Source organism: Micromonospora sp. MA102 (assembly GCF_025460765.1).
Classification (GTDB): domain Bacteria; phylum Actinomycetota; class Actinomycetes; order Mycobacteriales; family Micromonosporaceae; genus Micromonospora; species Micromonospora halotolerans.
Genome location: NZ_JAMWEG010000003.1, coordinates 567,211 through 594,054, shown reverse-complemented (window position 1 = coordinate 594,054; position 26,844 = coordinate 567,211). Strand labels below are relative to the sequence as shown.

The window sequence follows — 26,844 nt, the reverse complement described above, 5'->3', positions numbered from 1 at the left end:
GCCTCAGACACTGACCACGGTCAGCGGCATGGCGGAGTCGGCGGGCAGGTCCAGCCGGCTCGGGGCGACGCCCGCGGCGACCAGGTGCGAGCCGAGCGCGGCCACCATGGCGCCGTTGTCGGTGCAGAGCTTCGGCCGGGGCGTACGCACCCGGACGCCGTGCTTCGCCGCCCGGTGCTCGGCCATCGCCCGCAGCCGCGAGTTGGCGGCCACCCCGCCGCCGATCACCAGCGTGTCGATGCCGCTGCTCCGGCAGGCATCCAGCGCCTTGCCGACCAGCACGTCGCACACCGCCTCCTGGAAGGACGCGGCCACGTCGGCCACCGGCACCGGCTCGCCGGCCCGCTGCCGGGCCTCCACCCAGCGGGCCACCGCCGTCTTCAGGCCCGAGAAGGAGAAGTCGAAGCGGTGCCCGGCCAGGTCCTTGGGCGCGGTCAGCCCGCGCGGGAAGGCGATCGCCGCCGGATCGCCGGCCCGCGCCTCCCGGTCGATGAACGGGCCGCCGGGGAAGGGCAGCCCGAGCAGCCGGGCCACCTTGTCGAACGCCTCGCCGGCCGCGTCGTCGATGGTCGCGCCGAGCGGGGTGACCTCGCGGGCCAGGTCGTCGACGCGCAGCAGCGAGGAGTGCCCGCCGGAGACCAGCAGGGCGATGGCCGGCTCGGGCAGCGGGCCGTGCTCCAGGGTGTCCACGGCCACGTGCGCGGCCAGGTGGTTCACCCCGTACACCGGCTTCTCGGCAGCCACCGCGTACCCCTTGGCGGCGGCGACCCCGACGAGCAGCGCGCCGGCCAGGCCCGGCCCGGAGGTCACGGCGATCGCGTCGATGTCGGCGATCGTCACCCCGGCCTCGCGCAACGCCCGGTCCATGGTCGGCACGATGGCCTCCAGGTGGGCGCGGCTGGCCACCTCGGGCACCACGCCGCCGAACCGGGCGTGCTCCTCGACGCTGGAGGCGAGCGCGTCCGCGAGCAGGGTGTGCCCGCGGACGATGCCCACCCCGGTCTCGTCGCAGGACGTCTCGATGCCGAGGATCAGTGGTTCGTCTGCCATGCGCGTCAGTCCTCGTTGCGCTGCATGACCAGCGCGTCGGTGTTGCTCGGTTGGTAGTAGCCGCGGCGCACGCCGATCGGCTCGAAGCCGTACATCGCGTAGAGCCGCTGGGCGGGGGCGTTGTCGGCGGCGACCTCCAGCAGCGTGCTGCGCACCCCGCGCCGGGCCGCCTCGGCGAGCAACGCCTCCAGCAGCAGCCGGCCGATCCCCCGGCGCTGCGCGTCCCGGCGGACCGCGATGTTCTGCACCCAGGCCTCGTCGGGCGGAGCCACCATCAGCCCGGCGTAGCCGAGCACCGTGCCGTCGTCGTCGGTGGCGACCAGGTAGTGATGGCCGCTGGCCAGCTCGTTCCAGAACATCGCCGGGGACCACCGCTCGGCGCCGAACAGGTCCGCCTCCAGGGGCAGCACCTCCTCGACGTGCCACCAGCGGAACCGGCCCAGACGCACCTGGCTCATTGCAGGACCGGCTTGTGGCCGGTGGCCGCCACCGCGTCCGGGCGGCGCAGGTAGAGCGGGGTGAGCGGCTCGCCGGGTGCGCCCGCGCGGATCCGCTCGGCGGCCAGGCGGGCCAGCGCCAGGGCGTCCGGGTAGCGCGGCTCCTCCCGGACCGGCAGGCCGAGGACGTCGGCGTACCGGTGGGCGCCGTCACCGACGGCCACCGTGACGGCCAGACCCCGGGCCCGCTCCGCGGCGACCGCCGGGGTGTCCACGTTCGGCCCGGCGATGCGCTGGCCGGCGCCGTCGTAGACGGCCCAGTAGACCTCCCGGCGGCGGGCGTCGCTGGCCGCCAGGACCGGCTCGCCGGCCGCCGCCGGGTGGCCGATCCCGTCCAGCGAGCACACCCCGTACGTGGGGATGCCGAGCACCTGGCCCATCGTGGCGGCGGTGACCAGGCCGACCCGCAGGCCGGTGAACGGCCCCGGACCGAGCCCGGCGACGATCGCGGCCAGGTCGGCGGGGCGGGCGTCGACGTCCGCCAGCACCGCGTCGACCTGCGGGGCGAGCAGCTCGCCGTGCGCCCGGGCGTCGACCGTGCACCGCTGCGCGCGGGCCGCGACGCCGTCCGCCGAGACCTCGACCAGCGCCGCGGTCACCGCGGGCGTCGAGGAGTCCACCACGAGTACGAGCACGGTATGCCAGCCTAGTCGCCGCCCCGGTTACCGGCGGTGACGCCCCTCCCGCCTCGCGACCCCGCTCCCGAGGCGCTCCGGGCGCGGACCGGCGACGCGGCAACCGGCCGCTGAGCACGGGGTCAGCCGGCGGTGCGCTCCCAGTCGACGGTGGGCAGGCCGGCGTCGGCGAGCGCCTTGTTGGCGGCGCTGAACGGGCGGCTGCCCAGGAAGCCGCGCGGGTTCATCGGGCTCGGGTGGCCGGCCTCCAGCACCACGTGGTGCGGGTTGGTGACCAGGGCGGCCTTCTTGCGCGCGTAGCTGCCCCAGAGCAGGAAGACCACCCGGCGGTCGAGCGCGTCGAGGGCCCGGATGGTGGCGTCGGTGAACTCCTCCCAGCCCCGGTTGGCGTGCGAGCCCGGGGTGGCCTGCCGGACGGTGAGCACCGCGTTGAGCAGCAGCACGCCCTGCGCCGCCCAGCCGCTCAGGTTGCCGCCGGCCGGCTTCGGCACACCCAGGTCCTCGCCCAGCTCCTTGAAGACGTTGCGCAGCGACGGCGGCACCGCCACCCCCTCGCGCACGCTGAAGCTCAGCCCGTGCGCCTGCCCCGCCTTGTGGTAGGGGTCCTGCCCCAGGATCAGCACCCGGGTCTCCGCCGGCCCGCACAGCCGGTAGGCGGAGAACAGGTCCTCGACCGGCGGGAAGACCGTGCGGGTCGCGTATTCCCCGCCGACGAACTCGGCCAGCGCGGCGGTGCGGGCCGGGTCGAGGTGCGGGGTGAGCGCCGCCCGCCAGGCGTCCGGGAGGAGCGCCAGCAGATCGAGGGTAGGAGCGTCGTCGGGCATCGGCAGCCTTTCACCGCGTCGGATCGGTCCCCGGCACTGTAGGCAGCGGGTACGACAGGGGGTCAGTCCAGGGTGGCCAGGCGCCGCGCCCAGTCGCCACCGACCGGCTCCAGCGTCACCACCCGGGTGTCGTCGTCCCGGCGGTCGATGCGCACCCGCAGGTGGGCGTCGACCAGCTGCTCGACCATCCCCTCGCCCCACTCCACCACGGTGACCGCCTCGTCCACCGAGGCGTCCAGGTCCAGGTCGTCGATCTCGGCGCGCGGGTCGGCCGACTCCCCCAGCCGGTACGCGTCGGCGTGCACCAGGCTCACCCGGCCGCCCCGGGCCGGATCCGGCCGGTGCACCCGGGCGATCACGAAGGTCGGCGAGGTGATGTCACCGCGCACCCCGAGGCCGGCGCCGATGCCCTGGGTCAGCGCCGTCTTGCCGGCGCCCAGCGGCCCGCTGAGCAGCAGCAGGTCACCGGCGCGCAGCACACCGGCCAGCCGGCGGCCGAACTCGTGGGTGTCGTCGACCGTCTTCAACTCCAGCACCACGCTCACCGTGGCACCTCGGCTCGCGACTGCGGGGCTCGCAACCCCGGCTCACTCCTCGCGCTCACAACGCCACCTCGGCTCGCGACTGCGGGGCTCGCAACCCCGGCTCACTCCTCGCGCTCACAGCGACTCCAGGAACCTTTCCAGCGCCGCGTTCACCTGGTCGGCGTGCTCCAGCATCACCACGTGCCCGCTGTCATGGATCTTCACGAACTCGGCGTGCGGCAGCCGCCGCACGATCTCCTCGGAGTGGGTCACCGGCGTGATCATGTCCTTGTCCCCCACGATCACCAGCACCGGCGTGCCGGCCAGCGCGGCCAGCGCCGGGAACCGGGAGTGGGTGGCCAGGGTGCGCAGGTAGCGGGTGACCGTGTCGGCCGACGTGCGGGAGTTCATCGTCTCGACGTACGACACCAGGGCCGGGCTGGGCTTCGCCGTGCCGAAGCCGTACCTGCGGGTGAGCAGCCAGGCGACGTTGGAGGTCGACTTGCGGGCCTTGTCGATCACCGGTGCGCCGTACCGGGTGGCGTTGCTCATCATGTAGATCACCGGTGCACCGACCCGGCCGAGCAGCGCGGGCGCCACCAGCTTGGTCTCCGCGAGCAGCCCGCCCGAGGTGGCCATCAGCACCGTGCCGACCACCCGGTCGCCGAACAGCTCCGGGTAGAGCTCGGCCAGCGCCATGATCGTCATGCCGCCCATCGAGTGGCCGATCAGCACCAGCGGCCCCTCCGGGGCCACCTCGTCGATCACCCGGCGCAGGGTGTGGCCCAGCGCGGCCAGGTCGTAGTCGCCGCCCTCCAGCTTCCCGGAGCGGCCGTGCCCGGGCTGGTCGTAGGCGACGACCCGGTAGTCGCCGCGCGCGGCGAGCAGCTTGCGCTGGAAGTGGAACGTGCCCATGTCCAGGCAGAAACCGTGCACGAGCACCACGGTCGGGTGCCCGGCGACCGGGCGGGTCGGCTCGACCACCTCCACGTGGATGTCGGTGCCGTCCGGCATCTCCAGCGCGTACGCCGCGTCGTGGCGCAGGTCGCCGAAGACCTCGTCGGCGTAGGGATCCGCGGGGTCGGACTTGAGGCGGCGGATCAGGACCCGCTCGCTCACCACCCCGGCGGCGAGCCCGGCGGCGGCCACCCCGAGCGCCGCGCCGACCACCCCGGCGACCCGGCCGGCAGCGGAACGCGGCCGGGGAATCCGGAACCGCTGGCTCACCGTGCCACCTCGGCTCGCGACTGCGGGGCTCGCAACCCCGGCTCACTCCTCGCGCTCACGGGCGCTCGCCGTCGTAGACGCGGGGCACCCGGACGCCCCCGAACCGGGTCACGATCTCGTAGTTGATGGTGCCGACCGCCTCGGCCCAGTCGTCGGCGGTGGGCTCGCCGTCCGCGCCGCTGCCGAAGAGGGTCGCCACGTCCCCGGCGGCCACCTCGTCCTCGCCGCAGTCGACGACGAACTGGTCCATGCAGACCCGCCCGGAGATGGTCCGCCGCTTGCCGCCGAGCTGCACCGGCCCGGTGTTCGAGGCGTGCCGGGGCACCCCGTCGGCGTAGCCGAGCGGGACGACCGCCAGGTTCGCCTCCTGCTCGGTCCGGTAGATGTGGCCGTACGAGACGCCGGTGCCGGCCGGGACCCGCTTGGTCAGCATCACCCGGGCCCGGGCGGTCATCGCCGGGCGCAGGCCGAACCGCTCGCCCTCGATCGGGGAGAGACCGTAGACGGCCAGGCCGGGACGGACCAGATCGAAGTGGGTGTCCGGGCGGGTCAGGGTGGCCGCCGAGTTGGCCAGGTGCCGGTAGCGGGGGCGCAACCCGGCCCGCTCCACCATCTCCAGCCCCTCGTGGAACACCGCCAACTGCCGGTCCGTGGTGGGGTGGCCGGGCGAGTCCGCGTACACGAAGTGGCTCCACACCCCGACCACCTCGACCAGGCCGTCGGCCTGGGCCTTCGCGGCGGCCTCCAGCAGCGCCGGCCAGTCGGCCACGGTGGCGCCGCCCCGGGCGAGCCCCGTGTCGATCTTGAGGTGCAGCCGGGCCGGGCGGCCCGCCCGCCGGCCCGCCTCGATCATCTCGTCGAGCTGGGTGAGGCTGGCGCAGCCCAGGTCGACACCGACCGCGACCCCGTCGTGCAGCGGCAGCCCCGGGTCGAGCAGCCAGGCCAGCACGGGCGCGGTGATCCCCTCCTGGCGCAGCAGGAGCGCCTCGTCGAGGGTGCACACGCCGAGCCAGTCCGCCCCGGCGTCGAGCGACGCGCGGGCCGCCGGCACCATGCCGTGGCCGTAGCCGTCGCCCTTGACCACCGCCATCAGCTCGGCGCTGGTGCCCGACTTGAGCCGGGCCACGTTCTCCCGGATCGCGTCCAGGTCGACGCGCACCTCCGACTGCCACATGCCCCCAGCCTACTTCCGCGGGTGATCACCGTGGCCGCGAGCCGCGCGGCCGGCCTGTCGGCCGCCGCCGTGTCAGGGCAGGCGGGCCAGCACCGGGCGCAGCGCGGTCGCCACGTCGGGTGCGGTCACCGGGCCGCCGCGCGCCGCCTCCCGGCCGGCCAGCCCGTGCAGGTACGCCGCCGCGGCGGCCGCCCGCTCCGGGGCCAGCCCGGTGGCGAGCAGCGAGCCGAGCAGCCCGGCCAGCACGTCGCCGGTGCCCCCGGTGGCGAGCACCGGGGTGCCGGTCGGGTTGACGTAGGCCCGGCCGTCGGGGGTGCCGATGATCGTGCGGTCGCCCTTGAGCAGCACCACCGCGTTCATCCAGGCGGCCAGCCGGAGCGCCGCCCCGACCCGGTCCGCTCCCGGGGTCTCGCCGCACAGCCGGGCGTACTCGCGGTCGTGCGGGGTCACCACGATCGGCGCGTCCCGCCCGCGCAGCCGGTCCGCCAGCTTGCCGTCGACCAGCAGGGTGAGCGCGTCGGCGTCGAGCACCACCGGCACCGGCGCGGCGAGCACCGCGCGCAGCTCGGCGGCGGACGCCTCGCCGGTGCCCAGCCCCGAGCCGCAGATCCAGGCCTGCACCCGGCCGGCGTCGGCGACCCGCTCGGTGGCGATCACCGACGGGTGCTGGTGCAGCACCTCCGCGCGGGCGCCGCCCGCGTAGCGGACCATGCCGGTGGGGCCGGAGAGGGCGCCGCTCACCGAGAGCACCGCGGCGCCGGGGTAGGTGGCCGAGCCGGTCGCCACCCCGACCACGCCCCGGCTGTACTTCTCCGAGGACGGGCCGAGCCGGGGCCACCAGTCGACCAGGTCGGACCACTCGGTGACGCGCAGCGCCGGGGTGCCGCGCAGCCAGGGCGTCAGCCCGATGTCGACCAGCTCGACGTGCCCGGCGAGCGGCGCGGCCGGGCCGACCACCAGGGCCGGCTTGAGCGCGCCGAAGGTGACCGTCACGTCGGCACGCACCGCGCAGGGCCGGCCGGAGGCCGTCGGCGGCACATGCCCGGTGTCCACCGCGACGCCGCTCGGCACGTCCACCGCGACCACCGTGGCCCGCGTGCCGTCCCGCCCGATCCGCTCCGCGAGGCTCGCGGCCAGCTGGTCGGCGGTCTCCCGGAGCCCGCCGGTGCCGCCGATCCCGACGATCCCGTCGAGCACCAGGTCCACCACGGCCGGCGGCCGGTCGACGACGTTCCCGCCGGCGGCCCGCAGCGCGGCCAGCCCCTCCCCGTGCGCCCGGCCGGGGGTGAGCAGCAGGGCGGCGACCGCGGCGCCCCGGCGGGCCAGGTGCGCGCCCGCGTAGAGGGCGTCGCCACCGTTGTCGCCGGAGCCGACCAGCAGCAGCACCCGGGCGCCGTAGACACCGCCCCGCTCGCCGAGCAGCAGCGCGCAGCGGCGGGCCAGCCCGGCGGCGGCCCGCTGCATGAGCGCCCCGGGCGGCAGGGTGGCCATCAGGCCCGCCTCCGCCGCGCGTACGTCCGCGACCCGCCACACCGGTCTCATGCCACCCCGTCCCGTCCGTTCGTCCCGTTCGTCCCGGACCGGCCGACCGGCCCGCCGGGTCGGCTCACTGTTCCGCCACCACCATGGCCGACGCGATCCCGCCGTCGTGCGACAGCGACAGGTGCCAGCGGTTGATCCCACGTTCGGCCGCGGCGGCGGCCACCGTGCCGGACACGGTCAGCCAGGGGCGGCCGTCCGGGTCGGAGGCGACCTCACAGTCGTGCCAGTTGAGCCCGGCCGGCGCGCCGAGCGCCTTGGCCACCGCCTCCTTGGCCGCGAACCGGGCGGCCAAGGACTCCGGCGAGCGCGGGGCGCCGGAGCCGGTGTGGCGCTCGGCCTCGGTGAAGAGCCGGTCGCCGAGCGACGGCGTGCGCGCCAGGGACCGGGCGAACCGGTCCACCAGCACGACGTCGATGCCGACTGCCACGATCACGGACCTCACCCTACCGGCGCTCCGGGCCGCGGATCCGCCGTGGACGACCCCTGTGGAAAACCCGGCGTACGCCCCACCGCCCGTTGTCCACAGGGCCGGCGTGGGTGGTCCGCCGGGCCGTAGCGTCCCCGCTGTCCGTCCGCCGGGTCGCAGGGAGGTCACCGATGGGCGATGAGCCGTTCAGCGTCGAGCCGGAGCTGTTGCGCGGGGTGGCCCGGGAGCTGGCCGACGACGCCTACCGGCTGGCCCGCGGTCCGGCCACCGAGCCGGGGCTCGTGGTGCCGGCCGACGGCTGGCGGGCCGGGGCGACGCTGGCCGAGCTGGAGGCGGCGGTGCAGCGCTGGTGCGGGTCGCTCGCCGCGCGGGTGGCGGCCACCGCCGAGGCGGTCCGGGCCGCCGCCGAGGGCTACGAGGCGGTGGACGAGCGGGCCGCCCGCCGTCTGGCCGGGCTCCCCCGGTGAGCGCGGCCGCCGGCTTCCGCCCGGCCCGACGAGGGCATCCACCGGACCGGCTGGGCGAGCGGGCGGCCGACGTGCCGCCGGTCGGCTACGCGCAGCTCTGGCGGGCCGACCCGGGAGCCTGGGCCGCCGCCGGAGCGGCCTGGCGGGGGCTCACCGGCCCGGTCGGGCGCCGCGCCGAGGGGCTGGACGCCCGGATCGGCGCACTGCGTCCGGGCTGGTCGGGCGCGGCCTCGGCCACCGCGCAGGGGCGGATCGGCGAGCTGCGCACGGCGCTGACCGACGTGCTGCCCGCGCTCGTCGAGGTCGACCAGGTGCTCGCCGAGTTCGCCGCCCGGGTGGCCGCGGCCAAGGCCCGGCTCGGCGCCGCCGTGGCGCACGCCGACGCCGGCAACCTGCTGGTGGACCGGGCCGGTGCGGTGCGGCCGGACCCGGCGCGCGCCCGGCCCGCCTGGCTGGCCGGCCCGGCGGTGGCGCAGGTGGGCGCCGAGATCCGGGCCGCGCTGGCGCTGGCCGGTGCGGCGGACCGGGAGGCCGCAGGCCGCCTGGCGGAGCTGGCGACGGCGGCGGTGACCGGCTGGGTGAGCGTCCCGCCGGCCTGGCGACCACCGCCCGGGGCCGGGCCGGTCGAGGTGGGCCGGTGGTGGGCCGGCCTCACCCCGGCGGAGCGCCGGTGGCTGGTCAGCCGCGAGCCGGACCGGGTCGGCCGGCTCGACGGGGTGCCCGGGGCGGCCCGCGACCAGGCCAACCGGCTGCTGCTGGCCCGGCGTCCGGGCCGAGCTGGCGCGGCGGCGCGCCGGGCTGCTGCGTCCGCGGCCGGCCGGGCCCCTCGAACTGGCCCGGTTGGCCCGGCTCGCCGCCGTGGAGGCGGCGCTGCGCGGCCTCGACGGGCTCGGCGAGCGGCTGGCCGCGCCCGGGGCGCCGCGGGCGTACCTCCTGGGGTTGGACCCGGCCGGCGACGGGCGGGCGGTGGTGGCGCTCGGCAACCCGGACCGGGCCGGCGCCGTGCTGACCTACGTGCCGGGGATGACCGCGGACCTCGCCGACGCACCGGGCGAGCTGGGCCGGGCCGCCCGGGTGCTGGACCGGTGCGCGGCGGTCGAGCCGGGCACGGAGGCGGCGGCCGTGCTCTGGCTGGACTACGACGCGCCGGATTTCCTGCCCGAGGCGGCGCGCGGGCGGCAGGCCGAGGACGCCGGGCCGGCCCTGCACCGGTTCCAGGAGGGGCTGCGCGCCTCGCACGAGGGGCCGCCGGCCCGGCAGACCGTGCTGGGGCACAGCTACGGCTCGGTGGTGGTCGGCACCGCGGCCCGGGACCACGGGCTGAGCGCCGACGCCCTGGTCTTCGTGGGCTCTCCCGGGGTGGGCGTCGACCGGGCGGCCGAGCTGCGGATGCCGCCCGGCCAGGTCTGGGCCGCCACCGCGCCGGACGACGTGATCCGGCTGGCCCGGCCGCCCGACGAGCTGGCCCGCCGGGCGGTGCTGGCCGGCACGCCGCTCGGCCCGGCGGCCGCGCTGCTCGATCCGCACGACGACCGGCTCTGGTTCGGCGCGGACCCGAGCTCTCCCGGCTTCGGGGGCCGGCGCTTCCCGAGCGGGCCCCACGGGCACGCCGGCTACTGGGATCCCGGCAACCCCGCGCTGGACGGGATGGCCCGGATCGTGCTGGGCCGGTGACCGCACCGGGGCCGCGACCGGGTCGACTACTCGACGGTGACCGACTTGGCCAGGTTCCGGGGCTGGTCGACGTCGTGCCCGCGGGCGGCGGCGATCTCGGCGGCGAGCACCTGGAGCGGCACCGTGGTCACCAGCGGCGCCAGCAGCGTCGGCGTGCGCGGCACGTAGATCAGGTGGTCGGCGTAGCGGACCACCGCCTCGTCGCCCTCCTCGGCGATCACGATGGTGCGGGCGCCGCGGGCGCGCACCTCCTGGATGTTGGAGACGACCTTGTCGTGCAGCATGCCCCGGCCGACCGGCGACGGCACGATGCAGATGACCGGAGTGCCCTTGTCGATGAGCGCGATCGGGCCGTGCTTCAGCTCGCCGGCGGCGAAGCCCTCGGCGTGCATGTACGCCAGCTCCTTGAGCTTCAACGCCCCTTCGAGGGCCACCGGGTAGCCGACGTGCCGGCCGATGAACAGCACGGTCGGCTCCGACTTCAGGTCGCGGGCCAGCTCGCGGACCGGCTCGATGCGGTCGAGCAGCTCGCGCAGCTTGCCCGGCATCTCCTGGAGCTGGGCCACCACCGCGCCCACCTCGTCGGCGAACTTGATCCCGCGCACCTGGGCCAGGTGCAGGCCGATCAGGTAGCAGGCGACGACCTGGGTGAGGAAGGCCTTGGTGGAGGCGACCGCGATCTCCGGGCCGCCGTGCGTGTAGAGCACGGCGTCGGACTCGCGCGGGATGGTCGAGCCGTTGGTGTTGCAGATGGCCAGCACCCGGGCCTTCTGATCCTTGGCGTGGCGCAGCGCCATGAGGGTGTCCATGGTCTCGCCGGACTGCGAGATCACCACGATCAGGGTGGACCGGTCCAGCACCGGGTCGCGGTAGCGGAACTCGCTGGCCAGCTCCACCTCGCAGGGGATCCGGGTCCAGTGCTCGATGGCGTACTTGGCGACGAGACCGGCGTGGTAGGCGGTGCCGCAGGCCACGATGAAGATCTTGTCGACGTCGCGCAGGTCCTGCTCGCTGAGGCGGACCTCGTCGAGGGCGATCTCGCCGCTCTCGGTGAGCCGGCCGAGCAGCGTGTCGGCGATCGCCTGCGGCTGCTCCTCGATCTCCTTGAGCATGAACCAGTCGTAGCCACCCTTCTCGGCGGCCGACGAGTCCCAGTCGATGTGGAAGTCCTTGCCGGTGGCGGGCTGGCCGGCGAAGTCGGTGATCTCGATGCTCTCGGGCGTGATCAGGACGATCTGGTCCTGGCCCAGCTCGACCGCGTCGCGGGTGTGCTCGATGAACGCGGCCACGTCGCTGGCCAGGTAGTTCTCGCCGTCACCGCGGCCGACCACGAGGGGCGAGTTGCGCCGGGCGCCGACCACCGCGCCGGGGATCCCGGCGTCGACCGCGAGCAGCGTGAAGGCGCCCTCCAGCCGCTGGCAGACCAGCCGCATGGCGGAGGCGAGCAGCTGGGGGCTGTCGACCTCGCCGGCCGACCGCAGGTCGGCCAGGGAACGGGCGAGCAGGTGCGCGGCGCACTCGGTGTCGGTGTCGCTGGTGAACTCGACGCCGTCAGCCTCCAGCTCGGCGCGGAGCTTCGCGAAGTTCTCGATGATGCCGTTGTGGATCACGGCGACCCGGCTGTCCGGGGAGAGGTGCGGGTGGGCGTTGCGGTCGGTCGGGCCGCCGTGGGTGGCCCACCGGGTGTGGCCGATGCTGGTCGTGCCGTCGCCGATGCCGATCGGGCTGGCGGCGCAGGACTCGGGGTCGGAGGCGGCGCGCTCGGCGAGAACCTTCTCCAGGTTCGCCAGCTTGCCGGCCTTCTTCTCGATCAGCAGCTCGTCGTCGCAGACGACGGCGACGCCCGCCGAGTCGTAGCCGCGGTACTCCAGCCGCCGCAGTCCGTCCAGCACGATGCCGAGCGCCGGGCGCGCACCGGCGTAACCCACGATTCCACACATGGTCCGCAGCCTAACCCAGTTTCGCTCACCACGTGTGCTCGGAAGTCGGGTAAACGATCACTGAATTTGAGCGAACAGGTGTGCGGATGGCGAGGATCGGACAAACCTCGCATCCGGGTGTGGCCACGCCGGGGCGGGGCGACCCATCGACGGAGGACGGGTTCCGGCGGGACCGGCGCGCACGGGGGGACGCGCCGGCTGGTCGGCGGGCCGTACATTGAGGGCCCCGGTCGGGGCGACGCCTCCGACCCGCCCGTCCCGCGGTCGTCCGCGCCGTCCCCTGCGAGCTGAACGATGTCCGAGACGACCCCCACCCCGGACCCGGGGAACGGCGGCCCCAGCGACCCGACCGCTCCGGAACCCACCACCTGGACCCCGCCGGACCCGCTCGCCGCCCCGCAGCCCTGGGCGCCACCCGCCCCCTGGACCCCCACGCCCTGGACCCCCAGCCCGTGGGCCCCGCCCGGATCCGCTCCGCCGGGCCCGTGGCCGCAGCACGGATCCGCCACCCCGGGCGCCCCCGGCACGCCCCCGCCGCCCGGCCCGGGCACGGACCCGGCGGCAGCACCCGGTCCGACCGGTTGGACGAGCCCGGGCGCGCCGCCAGGCCCGGCGGGATGGGCCGCCCCGGGAGCGGCACCGCACTCCGCTCAGAGCGTCCCGGGTGGCACGCCGCGCCCGGCCACCCCGCCGGGGTACCCGGCCGGCCCGCCCGCGCCGCCCTGGCCCGGCGGCGCTCCCGGACCGGGATGGCCGCCGGCCGGCTACCCGCCGCCGTACGCGTACCCCGCGTCGGTGCCGCGCCGGTCGACGGGCGGGTGGGTCGTCGCCGTCGTGGTGACCGTGGTCGTCGCCCTGGTGCTCGCCTTCTGCGGCTGCGTCGGTCTCGGCGTGCTCGGCAGCTTCGTCGACGACTCGGCCACCTCCGGCCAGCCCTACGACCCGGAGTTCGACGAGCCGGACGGCGGCCTCGCCGGGGACCCCACGGAGGGCGCGCCGCCGATCCCCGCCACCACCCCGTCCGGCGGGCGCGGGCGGTTCACCGTGGTGTACGAGGCGACCGGCGCCGGCACCGTCGACGTGCAGTTCTACGACGCCAACGCCGCCTTCCTCCAGGTCGACGGGGTGCGGTCGCCGTGGCGGCTGGCGTTCACCGCGAACGACCGGGAACGGGTGCAGATCATCGCGTCGCCCACCGACTCGGGCGAGGCGAGCTGCCGGATCACCATCGACGGGAAGGTCGTCTCGCAGGACTCCGGCGAGTACGGCGCGACCTGCTTCGGCTGGTGACGCGGCCGGGCGCGGGCGGTCTTGCGGCGTCGGCGCCGGCCCGTAGGCTGGCCGGCGTGACGACGACCGATCCGCTGGTGGCCCGGATGCGGCCGTTCGGCACCACCATCTTCGCCGAGATGTCCGCGCTGGCCGTGCGCACCGGCGCGGTCAACCTCGGGCAGGGCTTCCCCGACACCGACGGCCCGCCGGAGATGCTCGCCGCGGCCGCCGAGGCGCTGCGCTCCGGCCACAACCAGTACCCGCCCGGCCCGGGCATTCCGGCGCTGCGCGCGGCCGTCGCGGCCCACCAGCGCCGCTTCTGGGGCCTGGAGTACGACCCGGACGGCGAGATCGTGGTGACGGCGGGCGCCACCGAGGCGATCGCGGCGAGCATCCTCGCCCTCTGCGAGCCGGGTGACGAGGTGGTCTGCTTCGAGCCCTACTACGACTCGTACGCGGCCTCGATCGCCCTGGCCGGCGCGGTCCGCCGCCCGGTGACGCTGCGTCCCGCCGCCGACGGCCGGTACGCGTTCGACCCGGCGGAGCTGCGCGCCGCGTTCGGGCCGCGCACCCGGCTGGTGCTGCTGAACACCCCGCACAACCCGACCGGCAAGGTGTTCACCGCCGACGAGCTGGCCCTGGTCGCCGAGCTGTGCCAGGAGCACGGCGCGTACGCCGTCACCGACGAGGTCTACGAGCATCTGGTCTTCACCGACGCCGCCGCCCCGCACGTGCCGCTGGCGACGCTCCCCGGCATGCGCGAGCGGACGTTGCGCATCTCGTCGGCGGGCAAGACGTTCTCGTGCACCGGCTGGAAGGTCGGCTGGGTGAACGGCCCGGCGCCGCTGGTCGCCGCCGTGCTGCGGGTGAAGCAGTTCCTCACCTTCGTCAACGCCGGGCCGCTGCAGCCGGCCGTGGCGGTCGCGCTCGGCCTGCCGGACGCGTACTTCGCCGACTTCCGGGACGGGATGCAGCGGCGGCGGGACCAGCTCGTCGCCGGGCTCACCGACGCCGGGTTCGGGGTGCTCGCGCCGGAGGGGACGTACTTCGTCACGGCCGACGTCACCCCGCTCGGCGGGTGGGACGGGGTGGAGTTCTGCCGCTCGCTGCCGGAACGCTGCAGCGTGGTGGCGGTGCCGACCCAGGTCTTCTACGACGACGCGGAGGCCGGCCGGCGGCTGGTCCGGTTCGCGTTCTGCAAGCGGCCCGAGGTGCTCACCGAGGCGGTCACCCGGCTGCGCCGGCTCAAGGAGGACACATGACCGACGCGTACGCCGAGCGGATGCGCCGCCTCGCCGCCCAGCGCGACTGCGACACCGTGCTGTCCGGTGTCCGGCCGGCCTCGGTGCGGGAGCAGCTCGCGGTCCTCGGGGCGGCGGTCCCCGACGACCTGCTGCCCGACTTCTACGGCGAGGGCGGGGCGGTGGAGCAGCTCGAACGGCGGGTCGCCGAGCTGCTGGGCGTGGAGGCGGCGGCCTTCTTCCCCACCGGCACGATGGCCCAGCAGGTGGCGATGCGCTACGGCGCCGAGCTGACCGGCCGGGACGCCGTCGGCCTGCACCCGCTCAGCCACCCGCTGGTGCACGAGCGCGACGCGTACGCGGTGCTCGGTGGCCTGCGGGCGGTGCGGACCACGGCGGCGCCGCGCAACCCGACGGCCGAGGAGGTGGCCGCGCTCGACGAGCCGATCGGCACGCTCTTCCTGGAGCTTCCGCTGCGGGACGCCGGGTTCGTGCTGCCGAGCTGGGACGAGCTGATGGCGGTGATCGGCGCGGCCCGGGAGCGGGGCGCCCGGGTGCACCTGGACGGGGCCCGGCTCTGGGAGTCCACCGTCCACCTCGGGCATCCGGCGGCCGAGGTCGCGGGCCTGGCGGACAGCACGTACGTCTCGTTCTACAAGTCCCTGGGTGGCCACTCCGGCGCGGCGCTGGCCGGCGACGCCGAGCTGGTCCGGTACGCCCGTGTCTGGCGGCACCGTTACGGCGGCACCCTGTTCCAGCAGTGGCCGGCGGCCCTCGCCGCGCTCGCCGGGCTGGAGGGGGAGCTGCCGCGGCTGGCCGGCTACGTGGCGCACGCGAAGGTGGTGGCCGAGGCACTGGCCACCCTGCCGGGCGCGCGGGTCCACCCGGCCCCGCCGCACACCCACCAGTTCCGGCTCTGGCTGCCGCATCCGGCCGAAGCGCTGGACGCCGCCAACCTCGCGCTGGCCGAGGAGGAGAAGGCGTGGTTCGCCGGCGGCTGGCGGGACACCGAGGTGCCCGGCCTGGCGCTGACCGAGGTGACCGTGGCCGGCCCGGCGCTGGAGCTGGGCCCCGACCGGATCCTCGACCTGGCCGACCGGTTCCTCCGCCGGGTCGCCTCCCGCTGACCTCGAAGGGTCAGCCGGCGGACCGTGCCGGGCCGTCTTCCGCTGCCGGCGCCGCCGGGGCCGGCCGGCCGGCCGCCAGCGCCCGGAGCACGGCACCCCCGTCGGCGAGCAGCGCCGACTCGGCGTCGTCGACGAAGGCGAGGTCCGCCTCGACGTGCCGGGCGGCGGCGGAGAGCAGCAGCCGGACCACCGGGTCCTCGGAACTGCGGCGCAACCCGTCGAGGTTGCGCAGCTCCCGCATGAGGTGACCGCGCTGGTTGGTCAGCACGGTGCGGACGGTGGTGGCCTCGCCGGACCGGGCGGCGGCGGTGACCTTCAGGAAGAAGTCGTCCCGGAAGCCGCCGCTGCGCGGGCTGGGTTCGGCGAGCCAGCGGTCCAGCTCGGTCCGGCCGGCCTGGGTTATCTCGTAGACCACCCGGTCGGGCTTCACCGGCTGGGCGTGCCGCTCGGCGACCACCAGGCCGTCCCGCGACAGCCGGTCGAGGATCTGGTAGAGGTGCCCGATGTTGAGCGGGCCCCACTGCGGGCCGACCGCCCCCTCGAAGGCGCCCTTGAGCTCGTAGCCGTAGCTGGGGCCGCGGGCGAGCAGGGCCAGGACCGCGTGCTGGATCGCCACCGTCTCCTCCGATCCGGTTCCGGACAGGCACCCCGGAGGGGCCTTGCATTGTCACAATGTATCGCGCACAGTGTGAGTCAGCACACGGGGAGGCGCGAATGTTCCACGTCATCTGGGGGCAGCTTCGTGGCCGTGCGGGACGGTCGGTGGCGCTGCTCGCCGGCGTGCTGGTGGCGACCACCGGCTTCACCGTCCTGACCGGGGCCACCACGACCTCCCGACTGGACGTCACCGGCACCGTCGAGCGGAACACCGGGGCGGCGTACCAGATCCTGGTCCGCCCGAAGGGGACGCGCACCCCGCTGGAGGTCGAGCGGCGGCTGGTCCGCCCCAACTACCTCTCCGGCCTCTTCGGTGGCATCACCACGGCCCAGTACGCGCAGGTCAAGGCGGTGAGCGGCGTCGACGTGGCGGCGCCCATCGCGATGCTGGGCCACTCCACCGCACCGGTGCCCATGTCGTTCGACCTCACCGACGCCGTCGACCGGAGCCTGGACCGGCAGGTGATCCGCATCGACCCCGCCTTCGTCGCCGAACGCGGCCTCTCCACCGCGCCGGCCAAGCCGCGCTACGTGTACGTGACGAAGCACCGCCTCATCTACCCCCGCTTCGACAGCGACCTGGCCGAGCAGGCGACGCCGTACACCGACGGCCGGTCGTACGCGTGGGACAGCGTGTGCGGGCCCGTCCCGCGGGAGGTGCTCCCGGGCGGAGCGAGCCGCCCGATCTGCGATCCGATGTTCGGCGGGCTGCAGGCCAGTCCGGCCACCCTCTCCGAGCGGGAGGTGTGGAGCCTGGACTCGGTGCGGCTGCTGCCGGACGGCCGGTTCGAAGCGGCCAACGGCCTGCTCACACCGAGCAGCGCCCCCACCACCACCGACCGCCTGGTGCTCACCTACCAGCTGACCGTGCCGTTGCTGGTCGCCGCCATCGACCCGGTCGCCGAGAACCAGCTCGTCGGACTGGACGCCGCGGTGGTCAGCGGACGGCCGGTCCGGGCCGGCGAGCCGGTGGCCGAGCGCCGTGGCGGCACCCTGCTCACCCGTACCGCACCGGCGCTCGTCACCAACCGTCTCTTCTTCGACAGCACGGTGCGTGCCCGGTTCACCCGGCTGCCCACGGCCCGGCCGGCCACCGTGCCGGCGATCGAACTCGAGCAGACCCTGGGCCGCGCCACCGGGATCCCGGCCGGCTCCGCCGAGGTCGACGCGGACACCGCCTACCGCGCCCAGCTCACGAAGGGGGTCGCCGAGGACGCCTGCTGCCATGGCCAGCTCCAGCGGGTCATCCAGGCGGGGCCGGTGACATACCGCGAGCTGCCTGACGGCACCCTGCGCGCGGACCCGGTGCCGCCCGCGAACCCCGAGGTGTACGGCAATCAGTTCACCTTCAACTTCCTGCCCCGGCCCTGGCTGGCCGAGGACACCGGCTTCCGGCCGGTCCGGGCCGTCGCCGGCAAGGAGGGTGGCGCGGCCACCCAGTACCACCAGTGGCAGGCCGTCGGGGTGTTCGACCCGGAGAAACTGACCGGCTTCAGCGACCTGGGCGCGGTCCCCCTGGAGACGTACGAGGCGCCGCGCGCCGAGGGCGCGGACGACCCCAGCCGCACCGCGCTCGGCCGGCGGCCCCTCGAACCGAGCGGCAATCCGGCCGGCTACCTGTCGGTGCCGCCGCTGGTGCTGGTCAACCTCGCCAGCGTGCCGAAGCTGCTGGAGGGCGGCAACAGCCCGCAACGCAGCGCGCCGATCAGCGCGATCCGGGTGCGGGTCGCCGGTGTGGACGGATACAGCGAGCAGGCCGCGGAGCGGGTCCGGTTGATCGCCGAGCAGATCAACCGGGCGACCGGCCTGGACGTCGACATCACGCTGGGCTCGTCCGCCGCCCCGCAGACCGTGGAGCTGCCGGGCGGCGCGTTCGGCCGCCCCGACCTGCGGCTGACCGAGAACTGGTCGGCGCTGGGTGTCGCCTCGACCATCGTCCAGGCGGTGGACCGCAAGAGCGCCGTGCTCTTCCTGCTGGTGCTGGTGGTCTGTGTGCTCTTCCTCGGCAACGCCGTCTCCGCCGCCGTCCGGGACCGCCGCGCCGAACTGGCGGTGCTGGCCTGCCTCGGGTGGCCGGCCCGCCGGATCGGGGCACTCATCCTCGGCGAGGTCGCCCTGCTCGGCCTCGCCGCCGGGCTGCTGTCGCTCGGGCTCGCCGTTCCGCTCGGGGCCGCCCTGGGCATCGGCGTCGACTGGCGGCGGGCGTCGCTCGCCGTACCGGTGGCGCTGCTGCTCGCGCTGGCCGCCGGCCTGGCGCCGGCGCTGCGGGCGGCGCGCGCCCACCCGGCCGCCGCGCTCCGCCCGCCCGTGGCCACCGCGCGGTGGGTACGCCGACCGCGCACCCTGCCCGGCCTGGCCCTGGTGAACCTGGTCCGCACCCCCGGTCGCACAGTGCTCGGCGCGGGTGCGCTGGCCATCGGTGTGGCCGCTCTGACGCTGGTGGCCGCGGCCGCGTACGCCTTCCGCGGCGCCATCGTGGGCAGCCTGCTCGGCGACACCGTGTCGCTCGGCGTACGCGGCGCGGACACCCTGGCGGCCGTGGCCACGGTCCTGCTCGGTGCGGCGGCGGTCGCCGACGTCCTCTACCTGAACATCCGGGACCGCGCCGCCGAGCTGGCCACCTTGCGCGCCACCGGCTGGACCGACGCCGCGTTGGGTCGCCTGATCGGTTACGAGGGCTTCGCGCTCGGCGCGCTCGGCGCGGTCACCGGGGCCGCCCTCGGGCTCGGCGGGGCGGCCTGGCTGGTCGGCGACCTGCCGGCGGCGCTGGTGGCGGTGGCCGCCGCCGTGGCGCTGGCCGGAGTGCTGGCCACCTGCCTGGCGGCGCTCGTCCCGGCCGCGCTGCTGCGCCGCCTTCCCACCGCACGATTGCTGGCAGAGGAGTGACCATGGATGCGACGACGGGCAGTACGGTACGCACCGCCGGGCTGGTCCGGCAGTTCCGCAGCGGCACCGAGCGGCTCACCGCCGTCGACGACGTGTCGCTGGAGATCGCGCCGGGATCGGTGGTGGCGCTGACCGGGCCGAGCGGTTCCGGCAAGTCCACGCTGCTGCACCTCATCGGTGCGATCGAGCAGGCGGACCGGGGCACGGTGACGGTGGACGACGTGGAGGTCACCGGGCTGCGCCGGGCCGCGCTGGCCCGGTACCGCCAGCGGGTCGGTTTCGTCTTCCAGCGCTACCACCTGCTGCCGGCGCTGACCGTGCTGGACAACGTGATCGCGCCGGTGCTGCCCCGCCGGGGCCGCGCCGACCACGCGGTCCGCGCCCGGGAGCTGCTGGACGCGGTGGGGCTCGCCGGCCGGGAACGGGCGCTGCCGGCCCAGCTCTCCGGCGGCCAGCAGCAGCGGGTGGCGATCGCCCGGGCGCTGATGGGCGCGCCCCGGCTGCTGCTGGCCGACGAGCCGACCGGCAACCTCGACTCGACCACCGGCGCCCAGATCCTCGACCTGCTGCTCGACCTGCGCGACCGGCACGGCATGACGATCCTGCTCGCCACTCACGAACAGGCCGTGGCCGCCCGGTGCGACCGCCTGGTCCGCCTCGGCGACGGGCAGGTCGTGGAGGACATCGACCTCACCGACGGGGAGGACCCGGCCGACACCTTCGACCGCGCCACCCGGCTGCGGCTCTGACCGCGCCGCCGTCGGGCGGCGCCGGACGCGGTGAGGCGGACCGCGCTGAGGTCAGCCGGTGTGAGTGAGCACAGGGGGAGGCGCGACATGTTCCACGTCATCTGGGGGCAGCTTCGTGGCCGTGCGGGACGGTCGGTGGCGCTGCTGGTCGGCGTACTGGTGGCCACCACCGGCTTCGTCGTCCTCACCGGCGCCACCACCACCTCCCGGCTCGCCGTAACCGGCACCGTCGAACGGAACACCCGCGCCGCCTACGACATCCTGGTCCGTCCGAAGGGGACGCGCACCCCGCTGGAGGCGGAGCGCGGCCTGGTCCGGCCCAACTACCTCTCCGGCAGCTACGGCGGCATCACCACCGCCCAGTACGACCAGGTCAAGGCCGTCGAGGGGGTGGACGTCGCCGCTCCGATCGCCATGCTCGGGCACTCCACCACCCAGGTCGAGCTGCCGCTCGACCTCACCGACGCCGTCGACCGCTCGCTGGACCGCCAGGTGATCCGGGTCGACCGCACGTTCCTCGCCGAACGCGGCTTGAGCCACGTCGTCGCGGAGCCGATCTACGTGTACGTCACCACACATCCGCTCCTCTATCCGCGCAACGACGTCGGGTTCCGGGCCGACGCCATCCCGTACAGCGACGGCCGGCGCTACGACTCCCTACTCTGTGGCGACGTGCCCCGGGAGGTCCTGTCACGCGGACGGAGCGCGCCCATCTGCGACGCGCGCTGGTATCTCGCTCCGTCGATGAACACCCTCACCGACCGGCAGACCTGGTCGATCGAGGCGTTCCGGCTGCTGCCCGACGGGCGATTCGAGAGCCGCGCTCCCGGTTCGCCGCCGGCCCGAGAGTCGGATCGGCTCATCGTCCGGCCGAGGGTCACGGTGCCGTTCCTGCTCGCGGCCGTCGACCCGGACGCCGAGCAGCGGTTGGTCGGCCTGTCCAGCGCGGTCGTGGGGGGCCGGCCACTCACCGCCGCCGACACCCTCCGGACGAGGCGAACGTCGGGCACGACATGGCACACCCTGCCCGTGCTGGTCAGCGCCCGGCCCTACCTGGACGGCACGGTACGCAGCACCTGGCACCGCATCGTCCCGCCCGGCAGCATCGGCGACGTCGAGCCGTACGACCTGGCCCGGGTGTTGCGCGGCGCGCCGACCGTCCCCGCGGGCGGGTCGAAGCAGGAGGTGGCGGGCGCCTACCGGGCCCAGCTCACCGTCGCCGAGGAATGCTGCGCGGGTCAGCTCGCCCGCGTGGTCCAGCCCGGCCAGACGAGTTACGACCAGATGCCGGACGGCAGCCTCCGCGCCCGGCCGGCGGCCCCGAACTCCAAGGTGTACGTCGGGACCGACCTGGCGATCGCGACACCGCGTCCCTGGCTCACCGAGGACACCCCGTTCCGGCCGCTGGGCGCGCTCGGTCTGCCGCCGTCCGGGCGGTCCCTGACCACCGCGCGCGACTGGCGGTCCGTGGGCCTCTTCGACCCGGAGAAGCTGACCGGGTTCAGCGATGTGGGCAAGGTGCCGCTGGAGACGTACGAGCCGCCCCGGGCCACCGGCGCCGACGACCGCAGCCGTGCCGCGCTGGGCGGGTCGCCGCTGGAGCCGAGCGGCAATCCCGCCGGCTACCTCTCCGCCCCGCCGCTGCTGCTGACCACCCTCGCCGCGGTGCCGGAGCTGCTCAAGGGCGGCAGCAGTCCACAGCTCACCGCGCCGATCAGCGCGATTCGGGTCCGGGTGGCCGACGTCGACGGATACAGCGAACGCTCCGCCGAGCAGGTCCGGCTGATCGCCGAACGGATCGCCACCACCACCGGCCTCGACGTGGACATCACCCTCGGCTCCTCCCCGGCGCCGCAGACCGTGGAGCTGCCCGCGGGTGCCGTCGGCCGCCCTGACCTGCGGCTGACCGAGAACTGGTCGGCCCTCGGCGTCGCCACGGTGATCACCAGAGCGGTGGATCGGAAGAGCGCCGTCCTCTTCCTGCTGGTGCTGGTGGTCTGCGTACTCTTCCTCGGCAACGCCGTCTCGGCCGCGGTCCGGGACCGCCGCCCCGAGCTTGCCGTGCTGGCCTGCCTCGGCTGGCCCGCCCGCCGCATCGGCGCACTCGTCCTCGGTGAGGTCGCCGCCCTGGGCGTCGGCGCCGGGTTGCTCGCCGTCGGCCTCGCGATCCCGCTCGGCACCGCCCTCGGCATCGACGTCGACTGGCGGCGCGCCCTGGTCGCCGTACCGGTGGCCCTGCTGCTCGCGTTGGCGGCGGGGCTGGCACCCGCGCTGCGGGCCGCGCGCGCCCACCCCGCCGCCGCGTTGCGCCCGCCCGTGGCCCACGCCCTGCGCTCCCGTCGGGCCCGGACGATCGCCGGGCTGGCCCTCGTCAACCTGGCTCGCACTCCCGGGCGCACGTTGCTCGGTGCCGGCGCACTGGCCATCGGGGTGGCCGCGCTGACCCTGGTCGCCGCCGTCGCCCACGCCTTCCGCGGTGCCGTCGTCGGCAGCCTGCTCGGCGACACGGTGTCGCTGAGCGTGCGCGGTGCGGACGTCCTCGCCGCGGTGGCCACCGTCCTGCTCGGGTCCGCCGCCGTGGCCGACGTGCTCTACCTGAACATCCGCGACCGCGCCGCCGAGCTGGCCACCCTCCAGGCCACCGGCTGGACCGACGGGATGCTCGGCCGCCTGGTCGGCTACGAGGGCTTCGCGCTCGGCGCGCTCGGCGCGGTCACCGGCGCCGGCCTCGGGCTCGGCGGAGCGGCCTGGCTGGTCGGCGACCTGCCGGCGGCGCTGGTGGCGGTGGCCGCCGCCGTGGCGCTGGCCGGAGTGCTTGTCACCTGTCTGGCGGCACTCGTCCCGGCCGCGCTGCTGCGCCGCCTGCCTACCGCGCGGCTGCTGGCCGAGGAGTGAGCATCGACCCGACGACGAGCAGCAGTACGCGCCTGCGGGGTAGCCGGCTCAGGCGACCGGGCTGGCGGTGCGGACCTGCTCGGCGATGCGCTCGGCCACCGATCGGGCGGTCGACTCGGTGGCCGCCTCGACCATGACGCGGACCAGCGGCTCGGTGCCCGACGGGCGGAGCAGCACGCGGCCGGTCTCGCCCAGCTCGGCCTCGGCCCGGTCCACCTCGGCGCGGACGGCCGGCGCGGCGGCGCCGACGGTGCGGTCGCCGACCGGCACGTTGATCAGCACCTGGGGCAGCTTGGTGACCACGCCGGCCAGGTCCGCGAGGGACCTGCCGGTGGCGGCCATCCGCGACATGAGGTGCAGGCCGGTGAGCACGCCGTCGCCGGTGGTCGCGTACGCCGGCATCACGATGTGTCCACTCTGCTCGCCGCCGAGCGCCAGGCCGGAGGCGCGCAGCTCCTCCAGCACGTACCGGTCGCCGACCTTGGTCTCGACCAGCCGGATGCCCTGCGCGGACATGGCCAGCCGCAGGCCGAGGTTGCTCATCACGGTGGCGACCAGGGTGTCCTGGGTCAGCTCGCCGGCCTCCCGCATGGCCAGCGCGAGGATCGCCATGAGCTGGTCGCCGTCGACCTCCTCGCCGTCGGCGGTGACCGCGACGCAGCGGTCGGCGTCGCCATCGTGGGCGATGCCGAGGTTCGCGCCGTGTTCGACCACGGCGGCGCGCAGCGCCTCGATGTGGTTGGAGCCGCACTCGTCGTTGATGTTCAGGCCGTCCGGCTCGGCGTAGATGGCGATCACCTCGGCGCCGGCCTCCTGGTACGCCACCGGGGCGACCTCGGCGGCCGCGCCGTTGGCGCAGTCGACCACGACCTTGATCCCGTCCAGCCGGTGCGGCACGGTGCCGACCAGGTGCTGGACGTAGTGGTCGGCGCCGTCGAGCAGGTCGTGCACCCGGCCGACCCCGGCGCCGATCGGGCGTTCCCAGGCGGTGGTGGCGTTCGCCTCGACGGCGGCCTCGATCCGCATCTCGATCTCGTCGGGCAGCTTGTGCCCGCCGGCGGCGAAGAGCTTGATGCCGTTGTCCGGCATGGGGTTGTGCGAGGCGGAGAGCATGACGCCCAGGTCGGCCTTGGCCTCGGCGGTCAGGAACGCCACCGCGGGGGTGGGCAGCACGCCGACCCGGACCACGTTGGCGCCGGCGCTGGTCAGCCCGGCGACCACGGCGGCCTCCAGCATCTCGCCGCTGGCCCGGGTGTCCCGGCCCACCACGGCGAGCGGCGGATGGCTCTTGTCGGTCTCGGCCAGCGTGTGGGCGGCGGCCACCGCCACCGCCAGCGCCAACTCCGGGGTGAGATCCGCGTTCGCCCGCCCGCGTACGCCGTCCGTGCCGAACAACCGGCCCATACCCGCCAACCTCCGATGGAACTGCCGATGAGAGGAGAAAGCGGAACGGCCGGGCCACCTCCCGGAGTGGGAGGCGGACCCGGCCGTCCGTCAGAAGTACAAGGCGCTGTTGGTGATCAGCGCTTCGAGTACTGGGGAGCCTTACGGGCCTTCTTGAGGCCGTACTTCTTGCTCTCCTTGACCCGGGCGTCACGGGTCAGGAAGCCGGCCTTCTTGAGGGCCGGGCGGTCGTCGGGCTCGCTGACGATCAGCGCCCGGGCGATGGCGAGCCGCAGCGCGCCGGCCTGGCCGGTGGTGCCGCCGCCCCGCAGGTTGGCGATCACGTCGAACGCCTCGGGCTTCTCGGCGGTGACCAGCGGGTCCTTGATGAGCTGCTGGTGCACCTTGCTCGGGAAGTAGGCCTCGAGGTCGCGGCCGTTGCAGGTGATCTTGCCGCTGCCCGGAACGATGCGGACCCGGACGATGGCTTCCTTGCGCCGACCCACGGTCTGGATCGGGCGGTCGCCACGAGGCGCGCGCGCGACGGGCGCCGGCGCCTCGGTGGCCTCGGGGGCGACCTCGGTGGCGGTGATGTCGGTCATGCTGCTTCCTTCGCCCGCGCTCACTGCGCGATCTGCTTGATCTCGAACGGCATCGGCTGCTGCGCGCCGTGCGGGTGCTCGGCACCGGCGTAGACCTTCAGCTTCTTGAGAATCTGGCGGCCCAGCTTGTTGTGCGGAAGCATGCCCTTGACGGCCAGCTCGATGGCCCGCTCGGGCCGCTTGGTCAGCAGCTCGTCGTAGCCGACCTGCTTCAGACCACCCGGGTAGCCGGAGTGGCGGTAAGCGATCTTGGTCTGCCGCTTGTTGCCGGTCAGCGCGACCTTGCCCGCGTTCACGATGACGACGAAGTCGCCCGTGTCGACGTGCGGCGCGAAAGTCGGCTTGTGCTTGCCACGCAGCAGCGTGGCGGCGTGGGTCGCGAGGCGGCCCAGCACGACATCAGAGGCGTCGATGACGTGCCACTGACGCTCGATCTCACCCGGCTTCGGGCTGTACGTACGCACAGGTCTACCTTGTCTCGTCGTCGGTCTGGGGTCGCGCGCCGAGGTGACCAGGGCTTCCCGGCCGGACCAGCGCGCACGAACGACCAAGCGTACCTGATGCGGCACGCCTAAGAATGTCGTACAACAGCAGGCAACGATACCCGGCCGTGCGGCGGCAGGTCAAAACGGGGTGTCGCCCCGCGTGGCCTGCGCCTTTCCCCATGGCGGAGGTCACACGCCGGACAGTTTACGCGGCCCCGGCCGCAGGTACACCGCCCAGGTCACCAGGAAGCAGAGGGCGTACCAGCCGAGGAAGGCCAGGTAGGCGGCGTCGGCGGTGCCGGAGGCCAGGAACGACTGCCGGAACGCCACGTTCACCAGCACCCCGCCCGAGGCGCCGACCGCCCCGGCGATGCCGATCAGCGCCCCGGAGAGCCGCCGGGCCCGCCGGTCGGCCGCCTCCCGGTCCCCGGTCAGCTCCGCCTCGGCGGCGGCCCGGGCCCGGAAGATCGCCGGGATCATCTTGTACGTCGACCCGTTGCCGATGCCGGAGAAGACGAAGAGCGCCAGGAACCCGGCCAGGTAGAGCGGGAAGGACCGGTCCCGGGCGGCGTACAGCACCAGGCCGGCGCCGGCGGCCATGGCCACGAAGTTGCCGAAGGTGACGCGGGCCCCGCCGAGCCGGTCGGCGAGCTGGCCGCCGAACGGCCGGACCAGCGAGCCGATCAGCGGCCCGAGGAAGGTCAGCCAGGCGGCGTCGACCGGGGTCGGGAACCGGTCGTGGAACTGGAGCTGGAGGACCTGACCGAAGGCGAAACCGAAGCCGATGAACGAGCCGAAGGTGCCGATGTAGAGCAGGGACATCACCCAGGTGTGCGGGTCGCGGGCCGCGGCGCGCAGCGCGCCGGGCTCGTTGCGCGCCCCGGGGAGGTTGTCCAGCCGGCGCGCGGCGAGCAGCGCCGCGAGCACGATCAGCGGCAGGTAGACCGCCGTCACCAGCCGGGGGTACGCGGCGCCGGCCGTGGCCAGCACCGCCAGGCCGACGAGCTGCACGGCCGGTACGCCCAGGTTCCCGCCACCGGCGTTGAGCCCGAGCGCCCGGCCCTTGAGCCGCTCCGGGAAGAACAGGTTGATGTTCGCCATGGAGGAGGCGAAGTTGCCGCCGCCGACGCCGGTCAGGCAGGCCAGCACCATGAGGGTGGCGTACGACACGCCGGGCTCGATCAGCACCGCCATGGGCGCCGCCGGCACGAGCAGCAGCAGCGCGCTCACGACGGTCCAGTTCCGGCCGCCGAACCGGGCCACCGCCAGGGTGTACGGCAGCCGCAGCACCGCCCCCAGCGCGGCCGGCACGGCGGTGAGCAGGAACTTCCCGGCCGGGTCGATGCCGTACCCGGGGCCCAGGAAGAGCACCATCACCGACCAGAGACTCCACACGGAGAAGCCGACGTGCTCGGCGAAGATCGAGACGTACAGGTTGCGGCGGGCGACGGGCGCGCCGGTCGTGGCCCAGAACCGCGGATCCTCCGGGCGCCATTCGGTGATCGGTCCCGGGCGGCCGGCGGCGGCCGGGGCCAGGGCGGTGGGGGAAGCGAGCGTGCTCACGGC

24 protein-coding genes are annotated in these 26,844 nt (G+C 75.2%); 8 read left to right on the top strand and 16 right to left on the bottom strand.

Annotated elements, in window-relative coordinates:
* Positions 1-3 precede the first annotated feature (3 nt).
* From tsaD to NFX44_RS09385, 9 genes are all read right to left on the bottom strand, one after another.
* Positions 4-1,050 (bottom strand): tRNA (adenosine(37)-N6)-threonylcarbamoyltransferase complex transferase subunit TsaD, encoded by a 1,047-nt coding sequence (gene tsaD / locus NFX44_RS09425; RefSeq protein ID WP_262283097.1) that lies wholly within the window; start codon positions 1,048-1,050, stop codon positions 4-6.
* Positions 1,051-1,055: 5 nt separating this feature from the next.
* Complete coding sequence (gene rimI, locus NFX44_RS09420; protein ID WP_262283096.1) at positions 1,056-1,508, bottom strand: ribosomal protein S18-alanine N-acetyltransferase; 453 nt, start codon at positions 1,506-1,508, stop codon at positions 1,056-1,058.
* Positions 1,505-2,182 (bottom strand): tRNA (adenosine(37)-N6)-threonylcarbamoyltransferase complex dimerization subunit type 1 TsaB, encoded by a 678-nt coding sequence (gene tsaB, locus NFX44_RS09415; RefSeq protein ID WP_262283095.1) that lies wholly within the window; start codon positions 2,180-2,182, stop codon positions 1,505-1,507. The genes rimI and tsaB overlap by 4 nt, the downstream gene beginning before the upstream one ends.
* 122 nt (positions 2,183-2,304) lie before the next feature.
* Entirely contained in the window at positions 2,305-3,006 is a 702-nt protein-coding gene (ung, locus tag NFX44_RS09410) for a uracil-DNA glycosylase (RefSeq protein WP_262283094.1), read from the bottom strand.
* A gap of 62 nt (positions 3,007-3,068) precedes the next feature.
* Positions 3,069-3,551 (bottom strand): tRNA (adenosine(37)-N6)-threonylcarbamoyltransferase complex ATPase subunit type 1 TsaE, encoded by a 483-nt coding sequence (gene tsaE / locus NFX44_RS09405; protein ID WP_262283093.1) that lies wholly within the window; start codon positions 3,549-3,551, stop codon positions 3,069-3,071.
* Positions 3,552-3,665: 114 nt separating this feature from the next.
* A complete protein-coding gene (locus NFX44_RS09400; protein ID WP_262283092.1) occupies positions 3,666-4,757 on the bottom strand; it encodes an alpha/beta fold hydrolase in 1,092 nt (363 codons plus the stop codon).
* A gap of 55 nt (positions 4,758-4,812) precedes the next feature.
* On the bottom strand, positions 4,813-5,931 hold the full coding sequence (gene alr, locus NFX44_RS09395) for an alanine racemase (RefSeq protein WP_262283091.1): 1,119 nt from the start codon (positions 5,929-5,931) through the stop codon (positions 4,813-4,815).
* A gap of 72 nt (positions 5,932-6,003) precedes the next feature.
* Positions 6,004-7,473, bottom strand: a complete 1,470-nt coding sequence (locus NFX44_RS09390; RefSeq protein WP_262283090.1) for an NAD(P)H-hydrate dehydratase — start codon at positions 7,471-7,473, stop codon at positions 6,004-6,006.
* A 64-nt stretch (positions 7,474-7,537) separates the two neighbouring features.
* Complete coding sequence (locus NFX44_RS09385) at positions 7,538-7,906, bottom strand: holo-ACP synthase (RefSeq protein ID WP_262283089.1); 369 nt, start codon at positions 7,904-7,906, stop codon at positions 7,538-7,540.
* A 164-nt stretch (positions 7,907-8,070) separates the two neighbouring features.
* On the opposite strand from NFX44_RS09385, the gene NFX44_RS09380 reads away from it, so the two are divergent.
* A complete protein-coding gene (locus NFX44_RS09380; protein WP_262283088.1) occupies positions 8,071-8,367 on the top strand; it encodes a type VII secretion target in 297 nt (98 codons plus the stop codon).
* Between the two features lie 85 nt (positions 8,368-8,452).
* Here NFX44_RS09380 and NFX44_RS09375 read toward each other — a convergent pair whose 3' ends face one another.
* Complete coding sequence (locus tag NFX44_RS09375) at positions 8,453-9,112, bottom strand: hypothetical protein (RefSeq protein ID WP_262283087.1); 660 nt, start codon at positions 9,110-9,112, stop codon at positions 8,453-8,455.
* Between the two features lie 95 nt (positions 9,113-9,207).
* Between NFX44_RS09375 and NFX44_RS09370 the strand changes: the two genes are divergently transcribed.
* Positions 9,208-10,041, top strand: a complete 834-nt coding sequence (locus tag NFX44_RS09370) for an alpha/beta hydrolase family protein (protein ID WP_262283086.1) — start codon at positions 9,208-9,210, stop codon at positions 10,039-10,041.
* Positions 10,042-10,067: 26 nt separating this feature from the next.
* On the opposite strand, the gene glmS is transcribed toward NFX44_RS09370, so the two are convergent.
* Positions 10,068-11,981 carry a glutamine--fructose-6-phosphate transaminase (isomerizing) gene (glmS, locus tag NFX44_RS09365; protein ID WP_262283085.1) on the bottom strand — a complete coding sequence of 638 codons (1,914 nt, stop codon included), beginning with the start codon at positions 11,979-11,981 and terminating at the stop codon, positions 10,068-10,070.
* A gap of 795 nt (positions 11,982-12,776) precedes the next feature.
* Between glmS and NFX44_RS09360 the strand changes: the two genes are divergently transcribed.
* From NFX44_RS09360 to NFX44_RS09350, 3 genes are read left to right on the top strand one after another with little or no spacing between them, the layout of a single operon-like run.
* Positions 12,777-13,271, top strand: a complete 495-nt coding sequence (locus NFX44_RS09360) for an MmpS family protein (protein WP_262283084.1) — start codon at positions 12,777-12,779, stop codon at positions 13,269-13,271.
* A 56-nt stretch (positions 13,272-13,327) separates the two neighbouring features.
* Positions 13,328-14,515 (top strand): pyridoxal phosphate-dependent aminotransferase, encoded by a 1,188-nt coding sequence (locus NFX44_RS09355; RefSeq protein WP_262283083.1) that lies wholly within the window; start codon positions 13,328-13,330, stop codon positions 14,513-14,515.
* A complete protein-coding gene (locus tag NFX44_RS09350; RefSeq protein WP_262283082.1) occupies positions 14,512-15,621 on the top strand; it encodes a low specificity L-threonine aldolase in 1,110 nt (369 codons plus the stop codon). The genes NFX44_RS09355 and NFX44_RS09350 overlap by 4 nt, the downstream gene beginning before the upstream one ends.
* Before the next feature lie 10 nt (positions 15,622-15,631).
* Here the strand turns inward: NFX44_RS09350 and NFX44_RS09345 are convergent, their stop codons facing one another.
* Positions 15,632-16,237 carry a PadR family transcriptional regulator gene (locus NFX44_RS09345; protein ID WP_262283081.1) on the bottom strand — a complete coding sequence of 202 codons (606 nt, stop codon included), beginning with the start codon at positions 16,235-16,237 and terminating at the stop codon, positions 15,632-15,634.
* A 98-nt stretch (positions 16,238-16,335) separates the two neighbouring features.
* Here NFX44_RS09345 and NFX44_RS09340 point away from each other — a divergent pair, with 98 nt between their 5' ends.
* From NFX44_RS09340 to NFX44_RS09330, 3 genes are all read left to right on the top strand, one after another.
* Positions 16,336-19,164, top strand: coding sequence for an FtsX-like permease family protein (locus tag NFX44_RS09340; RefSeq protein WP_262283080.1), 2,829 nt, complete (start codon positions 16,336-16,338; stop codon positions 19,162-19,164).
* A gap of 2 nt (positions 19,165-19,166) precedes the next feature.
* Positions 19,167-19,913 (top strand): ABC transporter ATP-binding protein, encoded by a 747-nt coding sequence (locus tag NFX44_RS09335; RefSeq protein ID WP_262283079.1) that lies wholly within the window; start codon positions 19,167-19,169, stop codon positions 19,911-19,913.
* An 87-nt stretch (positions 19,914-20,000) separates the two neighbouring features.
* Positions 20,001-22,808, top strand: a complete 2,808-nt coding sequence (locus tag NFX44_RS09330; protein WP_262283078.1) for an FtsX-like permease family protein — start codon at positions 20,001-20,003, stop codon at positions 22,806-22,808.
* A 48-nt stretch (positions 22,809-22,856) separates the two neighbouring features.
* Here NFX44_RS09330 and glmM read toward each other — a convergent pair whose 3' ends face one another.
* From glmM to NFX44_RS09310, 4 genes are all read right to left on the bottom strand, one after another.
* Positions 22,857-24,212 (bottom strand): phosphoglucosamine mutase, encoded by a 1,356-nt coding sequence (gene glmM / locus NFX44_RS09325; RefSeq protein WP_262283077.1) that lies wholly within the window; start codon positions 24,210-24,212, stop codon positions 22,857-22,859.
* Between the two features lie 116 nt (positions 24,213-24,328).
* Positions 24,329-24,793, bottom strand: coding sequence for a 30S ribosomal protein S9 (gene rpsI, locus NFX44_RS09320; protein ID WP_088991922.1), 465 nt, complete (start codon positions 24,791-24,793; stop codon positions 24,329-24,331).
* 20 nt (positions 24,794-24,813) lie between these two features.
* Positions 24,814-25,257, bottom strand: coding sequence for a 50S ribosomal protein L13 (rplM, locus tag NFX44_RS09315; protein ID WP_262283076.1), 444 nt, complete (start codon positions 25,255-25,257; stop codon positions 24,814-24,816).
* A 210-nt stretch (positions 25,258-25,467) separates the two neighbouring features.
* Positions 25,468-26,841 (bottom strand): MFS transporter, encoded by a 1,374-nt coding sequence (locus tag NFX44_RS09310; RefSeq protein ID WP_262283075.1) that lies wholly within the window; start codon positions 26,839-26,841, stop codon positions 25,468-25,470.
* Positions 26,842-26,844 lie beyond the last annotated feature (3 nt).